A 14,853-nucleotide genomic window follows, 5' to 3' on the forward strand; every position below is an offset into this window, starting at 1 on the left:
TTATGGACTTTCTCAATACTATTTTTACGTTTCCTACCGTGGTATTCACCACATTATTGCTTATCGTCATGGTTTTTTGGCTGATTGCACTGCTCGGCTTTGCTGATATTGATATGTTAGAAGGGGATGTAGAGCTTGATGTCGATGGCGGTGGTGATTCCTTTTTACAGATGGGGTTTGGCGGTGTTCCACTGACCATTTCGATTAGTTTTGTCGTACTGATTAGCTGGGTGGCAAGCTTTTATGCCCATCAGTTATTTGCATACGCATTGGGCGATGGCGTGATGTTTTATTTGCTCGGTGCTGCCATGATGCTTGGCTGCTTTGTTTTGTCTATTCCTCTAACTGCCATCCTTATCAAACCGCTTCGTCGATTTTTTGATAGCAAAGAGGCTGCATCCAAAAATGACTTTATTGGGCTCGAATGTGTGATAGCGACGAGTAAAGTGACCTCTCAATTTGGCCAAGCAAAAGTGCAATTTCAAGGTACAGAACAGCTGATTGAAGTCAGAGCTGATGAAGAAGGGCTTTTTGCTCTTGGAGATACAGGCTTTTTGATTGAGCATGATGCGAATAAAAATAGCTATTTAGTGGTCGAAAAACCCTGGTAATAGCAAATCAATAACATTAACCATTAACATCGAATTTCTTTAGTAATAGCCATGATGGCTCATAGTGAACTTATACCTTGGTTAGTAGATGTGAAAACGAGAGTTAGCCAAGGATTGGAATAATTAAAACATTTAGGAATACACATGGAATTTTTAGATAATCTAGGACCAATTTTAACAATCGTAGGCGTGGTGATCGCCGTTATTTTTGCGATTATTTTAATCGTCGGGAAGTTTTATCGGAAAGTGGATCAAGGACATGCGCTTATTATTAACAAAATGAAGAATGAGCCGGATGTCACAACAACAGGAGGAATTGTTTACCCAGTTATCCATAAAATGGAAGTGATGGATATCTCAACCAAACGCATGGTATTAGAACGTCGAGAAAACAGCGGCTTGATCTGTAAAGATAACATTCGTGCAGATATTGCCATTACCTTTTATATTCGCGTGAATGAAAACAAGCAGGACATTTTGCGTGTTGCCAAGCAAGTTGGCTGTGCCCGCGCCTCGCAGCCTGAGACCCTACAAGAGCTATTTGAAGCTAAGTTCTCCGAAGCACTGAAAACAGTGGGCAAGCAAATGAACTTTGAGGAGCTATTTACCCATCGCAATCAGTTTAGAGATGCAATCAAAGAGGTGATTGGCCAGGACTTATCTGGTTATACATTGGAAGATGTTGCGATAGATTATCTCGAACAAACGTCTATTCATAAATTAGATGAAAACAACATCTTGGATGCAGAAGGGATCCGTCGAATCACTGAAAAAACCGCTGAGCAAAATGTTCAAACCAATCAACTAAAGTGTGACGAGCGAGCACAGATAGACATCCAAAACCAAGCTGCGCTTGAAAAGTCATTAGAAATTGAGCGACAAAAAGAAGATGCTAAAGCCAAGCAGCAACGTGAAATTGCAACGGTACGCGCCAGAGAGGAAGCTGAAGCTGAGCGTGTGATGCAAGAAGAGCGCATGAAGTCTGAAGATGCACGTTTAAAAGCCGATGAAGCGATTGAAATTGCAGAGCAAAATAAGCAGCGTGAAATAGATATTGCAGAGCAAAACCGTCTGCGTGTACTTGCTATTGAAGAAGAAAAAGTGGCGCGTTCTCGTGAGATTGAAGTGATTGAGCGTGAGAAAGAAACGGAGATCATGCGTATTAACAAAGAAAAAGCACTTGAGGTTGAACGCAAAGAAATCGCGGAAGTGGTTCGTGACAGAGTCGCAGTTGATAAAACGGTAGCAGAAGAGCAAGAGCGCATCAAAGATGTTCAGACATTAGCGGCAGCGGAGCGTGAAAAAGAAGCCATAGTGATCAAAGCCAAAGCAGAGGCAGAAGAAGCGCTTGTTAAAGACATTGAAGCGGCTAAAGCGCAAGAGCAGGCGTCAGAATTTAAAGCGAGAGAGCTTGAAAAGATGGCTGAAGCTGAGCTACGTATTGCAAACCAGACTGCTGAGTCGAAAAAAGTACTGGCTGAAGCTGAGCGAGCAGAAAAAGCGGCGGCAGGCTTAGCCGAAGCGGAAGTGATCAAAGCGAAAGCTGAAGCTAATGCACAGCAAGGCGAAGCGGAAGCACAAGTATTGCAGCAAAAATTAACGGCGGAAGCACAAGGTAAACGTGATATTGGTTTTGCCGATGCGGAAGTTCAATCAGCCATGGCTGAAGCAATTGAGAAACAAGGTGAAGCAGAGGCACTGACACTTGAGCGTCGCATGTCAGCCGAAGCGAAAGGTCTTGAAGAGAAGTTGCAAGCGCTCAATGCGATGGATCAGTCGGCAAGAGATTATGAAGGCTTTACTTTACAGCTAAATCAGCAAAAAGAGCTGACACTTGCTAAGTTGGATGCAGAAAAAGACATTGCCGCACATCAGTCAGAAGTACTTTCAAAAACGCTAGGCAGTGCAGATATCAACATCATGGGTGGCGATGGTCAGTTCTTTGATCAGTTCATGAAGGCAATCACGTTGGGTAAGTCGATTGATGGCTTAGTCGGTGAGAGTGATACGGTTCAAACGCTGTTTAAAGATCATTTGAATGGCGAGAGAAATATCATGGATGATCTAAAAGGCGTATTAAGCGGTGCGAATGCCTCGTCAGAGACAATGAAAAACGTGGCTATGAGCAAGTTTTTTAGTCAGTTAGGTAATAGTAGTGATGCAGAAAAGCAGCAGCTTTTGGCGCTACTTGGTAGCACGCTAAATGGCAGTGCGAAGCAAGTTGAGTCGAACGAACAAAGCTAAGCGCTGAGTGACATGACTTAAAAAGAGCATGTTAATACGCATGCTCTTACCTTTCTATTTACCTTCCGTGTACAACAGGACAGTAGACTATGACTGACTCTGCAAATAATGCCGCGCTGGAGCAAGGCTCTTATGATTTGATCAAGCGTCGTTTGAGCAACTCTGGCGCTCAGCTACGCACAGACATTGACTCACTCAATAAAAATCGTATTGATACATTTGGTAGCACCGAGATTAAAGTCAAAGGGCGAGCGAGAGTAAGAACAGAGCACAATTGCATACCACGCGATATCGTACTCATCGGTGACAAACTTATTTTTGCCTATAACGTATTCTTAGGAATGAAAAAGAATACTCAAGTAGGCGATGTCTTTAGCGTTCAAAAACTGGTTCAGCAAGATGACCATTATGAAGTAGAAGCTTATCCAAATGAGACGAAATTTCTCACAGATAAACGCTTTTTAAGAGATTTTGACGAATTATATACTTACTACAAAGAAACCTGGCTACAGCATTTGTTTCAGCAAAACGGAAAGCTTTTTGCGCTATTTAAAATCGGTGACAAACTCACTGATGTACGCGTATTTCGCTGGGAAATCGCAGCTGATAATACACTCGATTACATAGATAACCGTGGCGAACGAGATTTAAATACAGATCAGGATTATGATTTTGAGTGGGTCAAAACTGACCGCAGTGATCATGAAGAGGGCCGCCATCCACACATCAATATTCTGGATACCGTCTTTGTTGAAACAGTCGGTGGCGATCTCACCATTAAAATTGAGAACAACACTGAAAGTGGCGAAGGAATTTATGCTGAGCCAGTTGATGATAAAAATCAATCTCTGGCAGACTGTGAGGTTGAATATGCCAAACTTGGCGAAATCATCTTACTTAAGGTATTGCCTTATCGGGAAAAAATCTGGCGCTATTATATTTTTAACTGTGTAACTGAAAAAGTTATCCGCCAAGATGCGATTTCTGATGCGTGCGTACAGCTTCCTGATGATCACGGTATTATTTTCCCAGGTGGTTACTATTTACAATCAGGACAAACTCGCTCGTTTGAAGATCACATTGAAAACTTAGAATTTCATAAACAGATAAAATCGCCCAACGGCGAAGATGTATTATATGTCTTTTATGAGCCAAGCGAAGGGCGCTACGCACTATTTGCTTATAATCTGATCGAGAAAAATCTACAAAACCCAATCTATTGTCATGGCTATGGTGTGTATGAAGATGGTTTAACCATCACCTTTAAAGCCGAAAAAGAAGAAGCTGAGCGCGTTCATCCAATTCAGGTTTGGGACAGTCCATTTTGCTCTGTTGAATTTGCGGCCAATGCGCCTACACCAAGCAGCATGCTGGGTAAAATTGGTAATCCAGACTTGGTGCGTGGTATTTCAGATCTATACAGTGTCTGCAAGGCCATCAGTGAGCAAAACCCCAATGTTTCTCACTATGAAAGCCTGATTTCGTTAACACGCAGTATCTTAGATAGATATCACTGGCTGACAGAGCCTGATTTTGATCCGCTCAATACCCAATTGCATGAGATATTTGAAACCTCTGAGCAGGTTTTGGATGAGTTTGAGAAGATCAGCCAAATACAGGAAACCGCCAAAAAAGCATTGGCAGATATTGAGCAAGAATATAAGGCGACGACGAAGGATATTCGCCCTGATAGCTTTAAGCTGGCCACTGAGTTTGTCACAGGTCTTGAAGCCCTAAAACTGCTTAAGGGAAAAATTATTAGCTTGGAGGAGGTAAAATATATAGATGTTACCGCTTTGCAAGCACTGCAAACACGCCTAGATGAGCTGACTTTAGAGATAAGTAAATCGACGGCACAATTTTTACAAAAAGAGGCGGCCTTAGCCCCGTATCATGACAAGTTGGCTGAACTGACCGGCTTGAGTGAGAAAAGTGAGAGTGTTACCGAGCTTAATGGTTTTTTAGATGAATTAGATGCATTGGGTGATGAACTTGATTTACTCAATCACACCATGCTTGATTTAGAAATCGATGACAGCCGTGTTAGAACCCAGATCCTTGAAGATGTTAGCGGTGTTTACGGTCTAGTTAATCGTGCAAAAGCCAGCATTGAAATTCGTCGAAAAAGCCTTGGCAGCGTAGAAGCAAAAGCCGAATTCGCGGCGCGTTTTAAACTGTTTAGCCAAAGTATTACCAGCAGTTTGAACAATGCACGTACCCCAGAGCAATGTGATGAGCAGCTCTCTCGCTTGTTAATTCAGTTAGAAGAGTTGGAATCTCAATTCAGTGAATATGACGAGTATCTTGCTGAGATCATGGCCAAACGCGATGATGTTTATGAAAGCTTCGAAGCCCATAAACAGCAGCTGATAGATGAAAGGCAGCGTAGAGCACTGAATTTAGCCAATGCCGCTGAGCGTATTTTACAGGGAGTAACTAGGCGCTCACAAAATTTCACTGATATTGATGAAATCAACAGCTACTTTGCTTCTGATCCTATGATCAGCAAGTTACGCAGTTTGACGCAAGAGCTTAAAGAGCTAGGTGATGAGATCAAAGCGGATGATATTCAAGCCAAGCTAAAAGCCGCTAAAGATCAGGGGATCCGCTCTTTGCGTGATAAGCAGGATATATACAGCGATGGTGGCAATTCAGTCAAAATTGGCAAGCACCACTTTGGTGTCAATAAGCAGCAACTTGATCTGACTCTACTGCCTCGTGATGAAGACTTGATGTTTCACCTGACTGGCACTGAGTATTTTGAGCCGATTGGGGAGAAAAGTATTCGTGAGACCTTGCTGGCTTATCGTCCTTACTGGCAGCAGAATTTAGTCTCTGAAAATAACGACATATATCGTGGAGAGTTTTTAGCTGCGCAAGTGCTGACAGCGGCTACGGACCCGACTTATGTACTGACGCTTGATGAGTTAAATGCGGCGATAGGTGAGGACACACTGCTCACATTAGTGCAAAAATTTGCTGAGCCTAGATACCAAGAAGGTTATGAAAAGGGCATTCATGACCATGATGCAACCTTGATATTACAAAACTTGCTGGCCCAAAAGCAGGCGTTAGGCTTATTGATATACCCTACATCCGCGCGAGTTGTCGCGCAGTTGTATGCAAGTCAATGTGATGATAAGCAGTTAATCAAGTGGCGCGAGCAGTCTAAACAAGCTGAGTTGATGGAGACCTTGTTAGGGGATGCGCGATTTAAAGTACAGCTAGCCACTGAACTTGGCGAGGTGATCACGCAATTTGCACACAATGAGTTAAACCGTTATCTGGGCTACACATCGACTTTGTCTGGGCAGTTAAGTGCTGAATATTTAATTAAAGAACTGGCGCAAAGTAAAAAAGAGCTTGTGTTTTCGACCTCTCATACGGTCAAAAAATTAGCAGAGCAATTTAACAGTGTCGCCAGAAGCAAAGGGTTTGCAAGTTCACTACAAGATACGCTGCAGACGCTAGAACATTTACAAGACAAAGCCATTATGGCAACTAGCTGGCTCAATGCATATGGACAACAGCATGATACAGAAGTAAGTAGCGATAACCTGATTGAGGCGGCTAATATGGTGCTATTACAGCATCTAAAAATGGCAAAGTTCACCGCGCAAGATGTGGCTGTCTCTAATCAAGTGAATGGGCTTCTTGGGCAACATATTCGTATCGAGGAGCAAGTATTAACACTTGATTACTCTGAGTTTTTTGCGCGCACAGAGCTATACTTGGCTGAACATGTTCGTGGCTTTAGTCATTATCATGAACTTAAATCTGATATTTTGGTTGAGCAAAAGGAGCGCTTGCAGCTCGATGAATTTAAGCCCAGACCATTGAGTTCGTTTGTTCGTAACCAGCTGATTGATAAAGTTTACTTCCCAATCATTGGTGATAATCTCGCGAAGCAAATTGGTGCATCAGGCAATAATAAACGTACCGATTTAATGGGGATGTTGTTACTTATTTCGCCACCGGGTTACGGTAAAACAACGCTGATTGAATATGTTGCGAATCGACTTGGCTTAACCTTTGTCAAAGTGAATTGTCCTTCAATTGGTCATGATCAGGTTTCACTCGACCCTGGCCAAGCGATTAATGCAACGGCAGCAAAAGAGATAGAAAAAATCAACCAGAGCTTTGAAATGGGCAACAACGTCATGCTCTATTTGGATGATATTCAGCATACCAACCCTGAATTCTTACAGAAATTCATTTCACTCTGTGATGGCTCTAGGCGTATTGACGGAGTATGGAATGGCCGCAGTAAAACCTATGATCTACGTGGGAAAAAGTTTGCCGTTGTGATGGCGGGTAACCCTTACACAGAATCTGGCGAGAGCTTTAAAATTCCTGATATGTTGGCTAACCGTGCCGATATCTACAACTTAGGTGACACTTTATCGGGTTGTGAGCAAGAGTTTGCAATGAGCTTCATCGAAAATGCACTCACCTCAAATGCAGTGCTTGCGCCACTTGCCAACCGTAATATGCAGGACTTGTATAAATTGGTGCGTATTGCGCAAGGCGAAGACATTTCTTTGAATGAGTTGGAGCATAACTATTCTCAGGCACAAGCAAATGAAATTGTGTCTGTGTTACAAAAGCTGATCCAGATAAGAAATACGGTTTTAAAGGTGAATGCACAGTATATTGCCTCCGCTGCGCAAGACGATGATTATCGAATTGAGCCGCCGTTTAAGCTCCAAGGCAGTTATCGAAACATGAACAAGATGGCCGAAAAGGTTGTGGCGGCAATGAATGATGAGGAGTTAGAAAACCTCATTCAAGACCATTACCGTGGTGAGGCACAAACACTCAGTAAAGGCAGCGAGGAAAACCTCCTTAAACTTGCTGAGCTGCGCGGTACGTTGGATGAACAGACAAGAGCGCGTTGGCAACAGATCTTAGATGATTACGCGCTGCTTAACCGAGCCAATGATGCAGGCAGCCCTGTATTACTTGCTGTTGAGCAACTCGGCGAGCTTAATGAGTCACTCACCAGCATTGCAACAAAGCTGGACAAAGAGCAGTTAAGTCATAATTACTCCGCTTTGTTAGAATCGCTTAATCAAGCGATCAGTGCACAAGATACTAATGCCAGTATACAGTCGGTAGCAAAAGTGATTGAGCAAAGTGCACAGCAGTCGCCACTTTCAGCATCATTTGAACAGCTAATTGAACTTTTGACTAAACAACATCAGCAAAATCAAGTGCACAGTGAACAGTTGGCGCATCAAGGCGCGAATACGACTGACACATTGGTGAGTAAAGTTAATGATGCATTGGAACAACTCACTGGGGCATTAAATACCCAGTCACAACGCTCTTCAGATCAAGCACAGCTTGATGCGCAACGAGCTGACAATAAACTCGCTTCACAACATGCTTTAACAGAGGCATTGTCGGCACAGTTGCAACAAGTCACCCGTGCAATTGAGCGTCAGCGAGACAGTCAGATTAGCAGTGCAGAGCAAAGTGCTTCAAAACACAGTGAAGTAATGGCAAACCAAGGCGCAGAACTTGCAAAGTTAGCCGACGAACTTGCAAAAGTACGTAGTGCATTTACTGCTCAAAACGAGCTGAAAGAATCGCTGGTAGAGCAATCTAAAGAGCATCAGCAGGCTTTAGTAGAGTGTGTTTCGAGCAAACTAGATCATATGGCGAAGGTACTAGAAGCGCAAAATCTTGTTTCAGATCACCAACGTCAGACCGATCTATTGTTGCAGCAAAGTGACGCGTTAAAGGTGATTGCTGAAAAGACGGATATAGCACCTGCTTTATCTGGGCTCAGCCGCGACTTTTTACAAGGCCAAGATACATTAGGGGTGGCGTTAAAAGAGGCGCTTGAGTCGAGCCAGCACCAAATGGCAGAGCAACTTTCAAGTGCGTCAGGGAGCATGCAACAAAATCATGATGACCTAAGTAGACAAACGCAAGTTCATAGCTCAGTGTTAGAACAACTAGTTGCCCAGCTGCGAGAGCAGGTGGCGAGTGCACAGCAAGCGACACCCAGTGATGAAGTGGCACTTGCGCTAAGTGAGTTGGTCAACACTGCATTACCTTCGCTGATGCAACAGGCTGAGCAATCAAATACCCTAGATCCGGAGCTTGGTCGTAAAGTTGATGTGATTTTGGAACGCCTAGCACGTATTGAACGACTACCAGCGCAGGCCCAAGGGGCTACACAAAGCAGTGAAAACCCTTATATGCTTTAGCGTATGAACAATGAAAAGCCGATGCCGTCTGTCATCGGCTTTTTTAACCTTTATTGCCTCTGCTTGTAGCTACGATTCGTTTACTTTACCGAATCTTTTTTTCAGAACACCCAAACCAAATTTAGTATCCATACAACTATTGGATGATAGTCTTTTATTTAATTCTTTTGTATTGTTTTTATTTGCTTTTTCATCCGTAAAATGGGTAAAAAAGAGAACAATGTATTAGTTTTTATCAGAAGGAGATAGGGATATCATGACGCTTAAAGTAAGAGTGCCGATTTTATCATCAGACAATGAAAAAGCCCACATTGGTAAAGTGTTCGTAGAAGCAGGCCAACAAGTTAAATCTGGCGACTCGTTGTGCAGTGTTGAAACAGATAAAGTTATTTTTGAATTGGCAGCATATGTTGACGGAGTCGTTGAAAAAATATTTACCAAAGAAGGGGACTATAAAAAAGAATATGCAGCGCTTATGTCTATCACCCCGTCCACTGAGCTATCGACTGACGAAAAAGAAGAGCTGCAAAGTAGTGATGTGGCAATACCATTTAGTTCTGATCAGGAATGTGTTGTTGCACATGCTTTAAAAGAACAAGGCAATATCGATATTGTAGCCCCAGATTTACCTGAGTTAGATCGTAATTTTCTGAATATTTACGTCAAAGAAGGGAGTGCTGTTGAGCAAGGAGACCTGCTTTGTGATATTGAAACAGACGATGAGGTGTTTGATATTTATGCCAAACACCGTGGGGTTATTTGCAAGTTTAATAAAATGCCGAACGATGCGATTTGTTCAGGCGAATTATTAGTGACCATGTATCAAGAGCCTAAAAAAACCATTGATACAACAGCGGAACAAGTGCAAAAACAGCAGGGGACCACGGTGCCTCAACACGAACTCAAGTCACGGTCAATTGAAGAAATTTGCGCAGAAACTAATTTACAGGCTGAGCTTGATACCCAATTAAATAACCCTGAACAGGCGAGCTTTGAAGAAACGGCCAAAGACTTAATACCACAGGAAAGATCAGAACAGCCTGATATTTTGAATGAGGAGCGTACTGCTCAAGCATGCACTGATACAGAAGTTACTACGAATACTCCACACGCGCCATCGAGCGTCAAGCCCTTTTTGTGCGGGATGCTCTTTGCTACGGGGTTATTTGCATTATTTTCTTATTTGTATTGACCTGCTTTAATAGTGTGTAGAGGCCATGGCTATTAATAAATAGCCATGGCTTTTTTCTTAGCCATATTACTGGGCCTGAAACCACCTAGCTATATTACTGAGCGTCCTTTGGAAAAAGTTCATCGGCTTAATGATAAAGCTATCGAATATCAGCTCAGTGGGTGATTCATTTGCTTTTAATACGCTATTGAGAGCGTGAAGTTTCTCTACACTTAAATCCAGCGGTGCTTCATTGGGCTGGTACGTTGAGCCAATAGGGTAATATTGTTTTGGCACATTTTTCATTTCTATATGGGCGCCTAATATTGCGCTTACTGGGTTGTTTTTTGCGAATTGACTCAACTTATTGATGCTGTATTTATATGCACTCCAGTCCTTAACATAGATATATCCGGGGTAAAGTGTATCGCCAGTCAATAGCCATTTATTTTGCGGATCATAAATACTTAGGCTTTCTTCTTGGTGGCCTGGTGTAGGCATAATGGTTAACTCTCTTTCACCAAGGTCGATTGTAGCTTGCCCATCAGGCCACTTTTCAAATTTAAAGTAGGCTTGTAACGCCGCCTTTGATGGTTTGATAAGTGTTGAATTCGCTCGGTTTTCGAAAGCCCAATCACCTTGGTAGTGATCGCTGTGCCCGTGCGAGTGGATGACGAGTAATACTTTTTCTGAAAGCTGTTTCTTACCTAACAAAGTCTCAAGTGTTTGATACAAATTATACGCAGTACCCTCACCCGCTGCGCCAGTGTCTAACACTAATATAGTTTGTTGGCCTGCCAAGACATATATAAATGGGGCTTCATATGTTAAGCATTTGCTTTGTCTAATAATATAAGTGCTTGCATCATGTTGATAGATATCATTGGCAGCCAATTGGGATGTCTCGCAATTTTGAGCTCCATGGTGCCATTTTAGTTTTGTGAGCACGGTGTTTGGCGATGATGCTTCGTTCATTGAATGCGTGTTTAAGGTTTGTTCTGTATGAATTGAACAACCACTTAAAAGTATAAGAAATAAAGAAATATAAGCTCTCATATCGCCATCCTTATGTAGTTTGATTTTTGTTTTAATGCTGGGATTTATCCAACGCTTCGAGGCGTTGCATAAGCGGTGTATCGATGAGTGCTTTTTCAGCTTCTCGAACTTTTTGCAGCAAATCACATTCAATTTGTTGAGTGAGTTCCGTGAATATTTCTGTCATCTTCGATGTTAGAGGTTTTAGCTGCATCACTTCTTTTTTACCAAGCTCGGTTAAATGCAGTGTTTTTGCGCGCTTGTCCTCCGGGTTAGGTTTTCGGCAAATCAGCTCAAGCTTAACTAGGGTATGAGTTCTTTGTGTCGCCATCTGATGCGTGACACAAAGTGCTTCGGCTAGTTCAGCGACAGTGGCGCCGTTGTTTTTCTCTATATAGTACATGCTGGATATAGCAGTACTGGGTGTGGTAATGCCATAACTATGTATTGCGGCGGCGCCTTGTTCGCTAATCAAGTCTGACAAACGTCGACAAAAGTGGGCGAGAAATGCTTGGTCTAAGCTCTCTAAATATGCACTCATGATATATCTTAAAAATTATACAAGTACTTGTACATTAGCATGTATGTAATTTTATACAAGCGCTTGTATAAAATTGACGGATTTAAATATTTACGTAATTTTCTTTGTGGTCGGATGAGTTGAAATGGTGATGTAAACGTATTTTTTACAAAAAAATGATTGAAAAAAAGACAGTACTTCAATTAAATACATCAAGTTAAATAGCGTGGCGCATGGATGCAAGAAGCTTGGTTTGCATACCTGAAGTTGTCAACTGTTACCAAGCACATACATATATTGAGTTAGCTATGGTTACCCCTATTATCATTTTATTTTTGTTGATCATGCCGCTTTGCATTGCTCATATAATTGCTCGCTCAAAAGGCGGAGTTGTTGATGTGAAAAAGTTTGCCTGCTGGGGCTTGGGGTTAGCTTATTTGTTCTTTTTTATTGGGCATATTGTAAAAGCGCAAGGAATGGTGGAGATGCTTCCCCCTTGGGTCCCATATCGATTAGCCTTGGTGTATTTGACAGGCTTACTTGAGCTTATTGTTGGCATTGCCTTGTTCATTCCAAAATTTCAGGTCTTAGCTGCAAAAGTTGCGATTGCGATGTTTGTCGCTTTCTTCCCTGCAAATGTTTATGCCGCGATAAATAGCATAGGCTTGGGTGGTCATCAATGGGGACCAATTTATTTGCTTATCAGAGGGCCGTTACAGCTCATTTTAATCTCTTGGGCTTATTTTTTGTGTATTAGAGGGCTTAGTATACGAACTTTGGCATTGAATTAGCGTGTTTTGTGGGCTGGTTTAGAGTGGTTTATAGCAGTCTGCAGAAACTGTATATACTCAGCTTAGTATCTAGATGTTTTAAGATTTTGTATATTTATACAAATGGAGTTTTAGGCCAAATTATAAGTGGCTATGTAGGCCACTTACTTTTGCCAACAAAAGCTTATTTCAGTCAATAAATACTCGCTAAATCACATTGTTCTATTCTCACGTTAACTTTAAGCACGAACTTGTTATTATATTTAATAATTACAACTATTTAATGTTATGGAGTAGCAAATGAAACCTCAATTGATCGTGCTAAAAATGCCATTTGAGGATGGACCGGGAAAGATGTGGATTTGTTCGCATTGTGCACTAATTGAAGGTGCCCTATCTGTTAATTCACACTGGGAAGATAACATTGAAGTGCACCGAATTGACTTTCCCAAGCCACGCAAAATGCTGGTGGAATTGTTAGGTGAAGATAAGCAATGGCTACCCGTGTTAATACAACCGGATAAGCGTACCATTACCGACCCTATTGAGATCATTAATACGCTTGCGGAGCAATTTGGCGGCGCATCTGTACACCCTTAGAGGTGATCGGGCTTTAAAGTGTAGATGCTTTCTACACTGCTTTACTTAACCATCGGTTCATTAACAGGCATGCTGTGAGGTCCCCTGTGACATTTAGCGTTGTTCTACACATATCTAAAATTCTATCTACACCTAAGATAAGCGCAATACCAGAAGGCGGAATGCCAAAGCTGGTCAATACTGATGCGAGTATGACAATACCTACCCCAGGTGTACTTGGGGAGCCAATTGAAGCACCCACCGTAGTTAGCATTAAAAGTATGATTTGACTGTGTGATAGTTCTACACCAAATACTTGAGCTAAAAATAGGGCTGCTATAACTTGGTATAGCGCAGTCCCATCCATATTGATGGTCGCGCCAAGGGGGATAATAAATTGTGCAATTGGTTTTTTTACTTGTAGCTTTTGTGCTGCAATTTTCATAGATAATGGCATAACAGCGGCGGAACTTGAGGTAGAAAATGCAAGAAGTTGAGCATCTTTGATGGTTGTTAAAAACTGCCATGGTGGCACTTTGCCTATGATAAAAACCAACAGTAAATAGACACATAACAGCATTAATAAACCTAATAATACTGTCATGACATATGCGGAAACACCAATAAGTGCGTCAACGCCAATTCTTATGGTGATATCACAAAGCAAGCCAAATACTGCCATAGGCGCTAGTTTCATTGCCCAGTTAACGATTTTAAGAGAGAGCGACTGTACTGCTCCTGTGATATCGAGTAGTAAACTTTTTTGCTTTGCAATTAAAGAGGTCATGGCTATGCCAATAAAGCCTGAATATAAGACGACAGCAAACATATCTTTGTCGAGCGTAGATTGCGTAAAGTTTGCTGGGATCATCGCTGCGACTCTTTGGGGGATACTTGAAGCGCTTACCTCGGTCGTAGACAGTGCGATTGTCTGTACTCCTAGGTCTTTTAAAAGCTGACCGTCAACAAAATCACCCGGCGTGACAATTGTTGCAATTACTACACCTATAATGACGGAGATGATGGTTGTTATCACAAAATAAGGAAAGATCCGTAGGCCAACCCTTTTTAAAAATTCAGTATCTTGATTGCCAGCAATACCTAAAATAATCGAAGACATGACAAGTGGAATAACGACCATTTGGATCAAGGCCAAAAATAACTTACCTGGTAAAGCAACCCATAGTGCAACGTGCTGGGCGCTTTGCTCGTTTAGCCAGCCGAACCCTTTTGGTGAGAGTATTAAGCCTGCGATTAGGCCCAAAATTAAGGCTAGTATAATTTGTTTCCAAAGTGCTTTTTTATAAAATGTACGATAGATTAAATCGATCATTTAAATCTCCATTTTATCTTATATCGAATTTAACAATCTATAAAATGTAATAGTTTGATACTCATCAACTGACCCTTCTTTAGTTTTACTTTATTTTTCTAAATGATTAATGTTATCTTTTGGTTGTGTCTAAATTAGGTAAATATATTAATGGAATACAATAGCCCTTTAGGGAAAATAAAAGAGCAACATTTACTGTCACTTTTGCAATTACCCACGTCCTCTGATGTTTTAGAAGTCGGTTGCGGTAATGGAAAGTTTTTACATCAGATCTTAGAAGCATATAAAGTCAATGTTATTGGTGTGGATGTTGATGCGCAATTAATAGAGCAAGCGCAATCATACTGTGTTGATAATTTTGCACCTGATTGC

General features: G+C 41.7%; 10 protein-coding genes. 7 read left to right on the forward strand and 3 right to left on the reverse strand.

Annotated features, from left to right (window positions below; all coding sequences use genetic code 11):
- Positions 1-2: 2 nt before the first annotated feature.
- From L1077_RS07620 to L1077_RS07635, 4 genes are all read left to right on the forward strand, one after another.
- On the forward strand, positions 3-611 hold the full coding sequence (locus L1077_RS07620; protein WP_237136290.1) for an OB-fold-containig protein: 609 nt from the start codon (positions 3-5) through the stop codon (positions 609-611).
- A gap of 144 nt (positions 612-755) precedes the next feature.
- A complete protein-coding gene (locus L1077_RS07625; protein ID WP_237136291.1) occupies positions 756-2,855 on the forward strand; it encodes an SPFH domain-containing protein in 2,100 nt (699 codons plus the stop codon).
- A gap of 89 nt (positions 2,856-2,944) precedes the next feature.
- Positions 2,945-9,073, forward strand: coding sequence for a DNA repair ATPase (locus L1077_RS07630; protein WP_237136292.1), 6,129 nt, complete (start codon positions 2,945-2,947; stop codon positions 9,071-9,073).
- Positions 9,074-9,329: 256 nt separating this feature from the next.
- The gene (locus tag L1077_RS07635) at positions 9,330-10,265 is read left to right on the forward strand and encodes a biotin/lipoyl-containing protein (protein ID WP_237136293.1); all 936 of its coding nucleotides are present in this window, start codon (positions 9,330-9,332) and stop codon (positions 10,263-10,265) included.
- A 66-nt stretch (positions 10,266-10,331) separates the two neighbouring features.
- On the opposite strand, the gene L1077_RS07640 is transcribed toward L1077_RS07635, so the two are convergent.
- Together L1077_RS07640 and L1077_RS07645 are read right to left on the reverse strand one after the other, a co-directional pair.
- Positions 10,332-11,300, reverse strand: a complete 969-nt coding sequence (locus L1077_RS07640) for an MBL fold metallo-hydrolase (RefSeq protein WP_237136294.1) — start codon at positions 11,298-11,300, stop codon at positions 10,332-10,334.
- A 31-nt stretch (positions 11,301-11,331) separates the two neighbouring features.
- On the reverse strand, positions 11,332-11,820 hold the full coding sequence (locus L1077_RS07645; protein ID WP_237136295.1) for a MarR family winged helix-turn-helix transcriptional regulator: 489 nt from the start codon (positions 11,818-11,820) through the stop codon (positions 11,332-11,334).
- A 212-nt stretch (positions 11,821-12,032) separates the two neighbouring features.
- Here L1077_RS07645 and L1077_RS07650 point away from each other — a divergent pair, with 212 nt between their 5' ends.
- Both L1077_RS07650 and L1077_RS07655 read left to right on the forward strand, forming a co-directional pair.
- On the forward strand, positions 12,033-12,590 hold the full coding sequence (locus tag L1077_RS07650) for a DoxX family protein (RefSeq protein WP_237136296.1): 558 nt from the start codon (positions 12,033-12,035) through the stop codon (positions 12,588-12,590).
- Positions 12,591-12,869: 279 nt separating this feature from the next.
- Entirely contained in the window at positions 12,870-13,169 is a 300-nt protein-coding gene (locus L1077_RS07655) for a DUF3088 family protein (RefSeq protein WP_237136297.1), read from the forward strand.
- A 31-nt stretch (positions 13,170-13,200) separates the two neighbouring features.
- Here L1077_RS07655 and L1077_RS07660 read toward each other — a convergent pair whose 3' ends face one another.
- Entirely contained in the window at positions 13,201-14,481 is a 1,281-nt protein-coding gene (locus L1077_RS07660) for a dicarboxylate/amino acid:cation symporter (protein WP_237136298.1), read from the reverse strand.
- A 150-nt stretch (positions 14,482-14,631) separates the two neighbouring features.
- On the opposite strand from L1077_RS07660, the gene L1077_RS07665 reads away from it, so the two are divergent.
- Positions 14,632-14,853: class I SAM-dependent methyltransferase (locus tag L1077_RS07665; RefSeq protein WP_237136299.1), on the forward strand; the 222-nt coding region annotated here is incomplete at its 3' end.

This window comes from Pseudoalteromonas luteoviolacea (assembly GCF_021654285.1).
Classification (GTDB): Bacteria; Pseudomonadota; Gammaproteobacteria; order Enterobacterales; family Alteromonadaceae; genus Pseudoalteromonas; species Pseudoalteromonas luteoviolacea_J.

Bases quoted from the DNA above. Each gene is read 5' to 3' on its own strand.
- L1077_RS07620 (WP_237136290.1), top strand. From the start codon at position 3: ATGGACTTTCTCAATACTATTTTTACGTTTCCTACCGTGGTATTCACC.
- L1077_RS07635 (WP_237136293.1), top strand. From the start codon at position 9,330: ATGACGCTTAAAGTAAGAGTGCCGATTTTATCATCAGACAATGAAAAA.
- L1077_RS07645 (WP_237136295.1), bottom strand. From the start codon at position 11,820: ATGAGTGCATATTTAGAGAGCTTAGACCAAGCATTTCTCGCCCACTTT.
- L1077_RS07660 (WP_237136298.1), bottom strand. From the start codon at position 14,481: ATGATCGATTTAATCTATCGTACATTTTATAAAAAAGCACTTTGGAAA.
- L1077_RS07655 (WP_237136297.1), top strand. From the start codon at position 12,870: ATGAAACCTCAATTGATCGTGCTAAAAATGCCATTTGAGGATGGACCG.
- L1077_RS07625 (WP_237136291.1), top strand. From the start codon at position 756: ATGGAATTTTTAGATAATCTAGGACCAATTTTAACAATCGTAGGCGTG.
- L1077_RS07640 (WP_237136294.1), bottom strand. From the start codon at position 11,300: ATGAGAGCTTATATTTCTTTATTTCTTATACTTTTAAGTGGTTGTTCA.
- L1077_RS07630 (WP_237136292.1), top strand. From the start codon at position 2,945: ATGACTGACTCTGCAAATAATGCCGCGCTGGAGCAAGGCTCTTATGAT.
- L1077_RS07650 (WP_237136296.1), top strand. From the start codon at position 12,033: ATGGATGCAAGAAGCTTGGTTTGCATACCTGAAGTTGTCAACTGTTAC.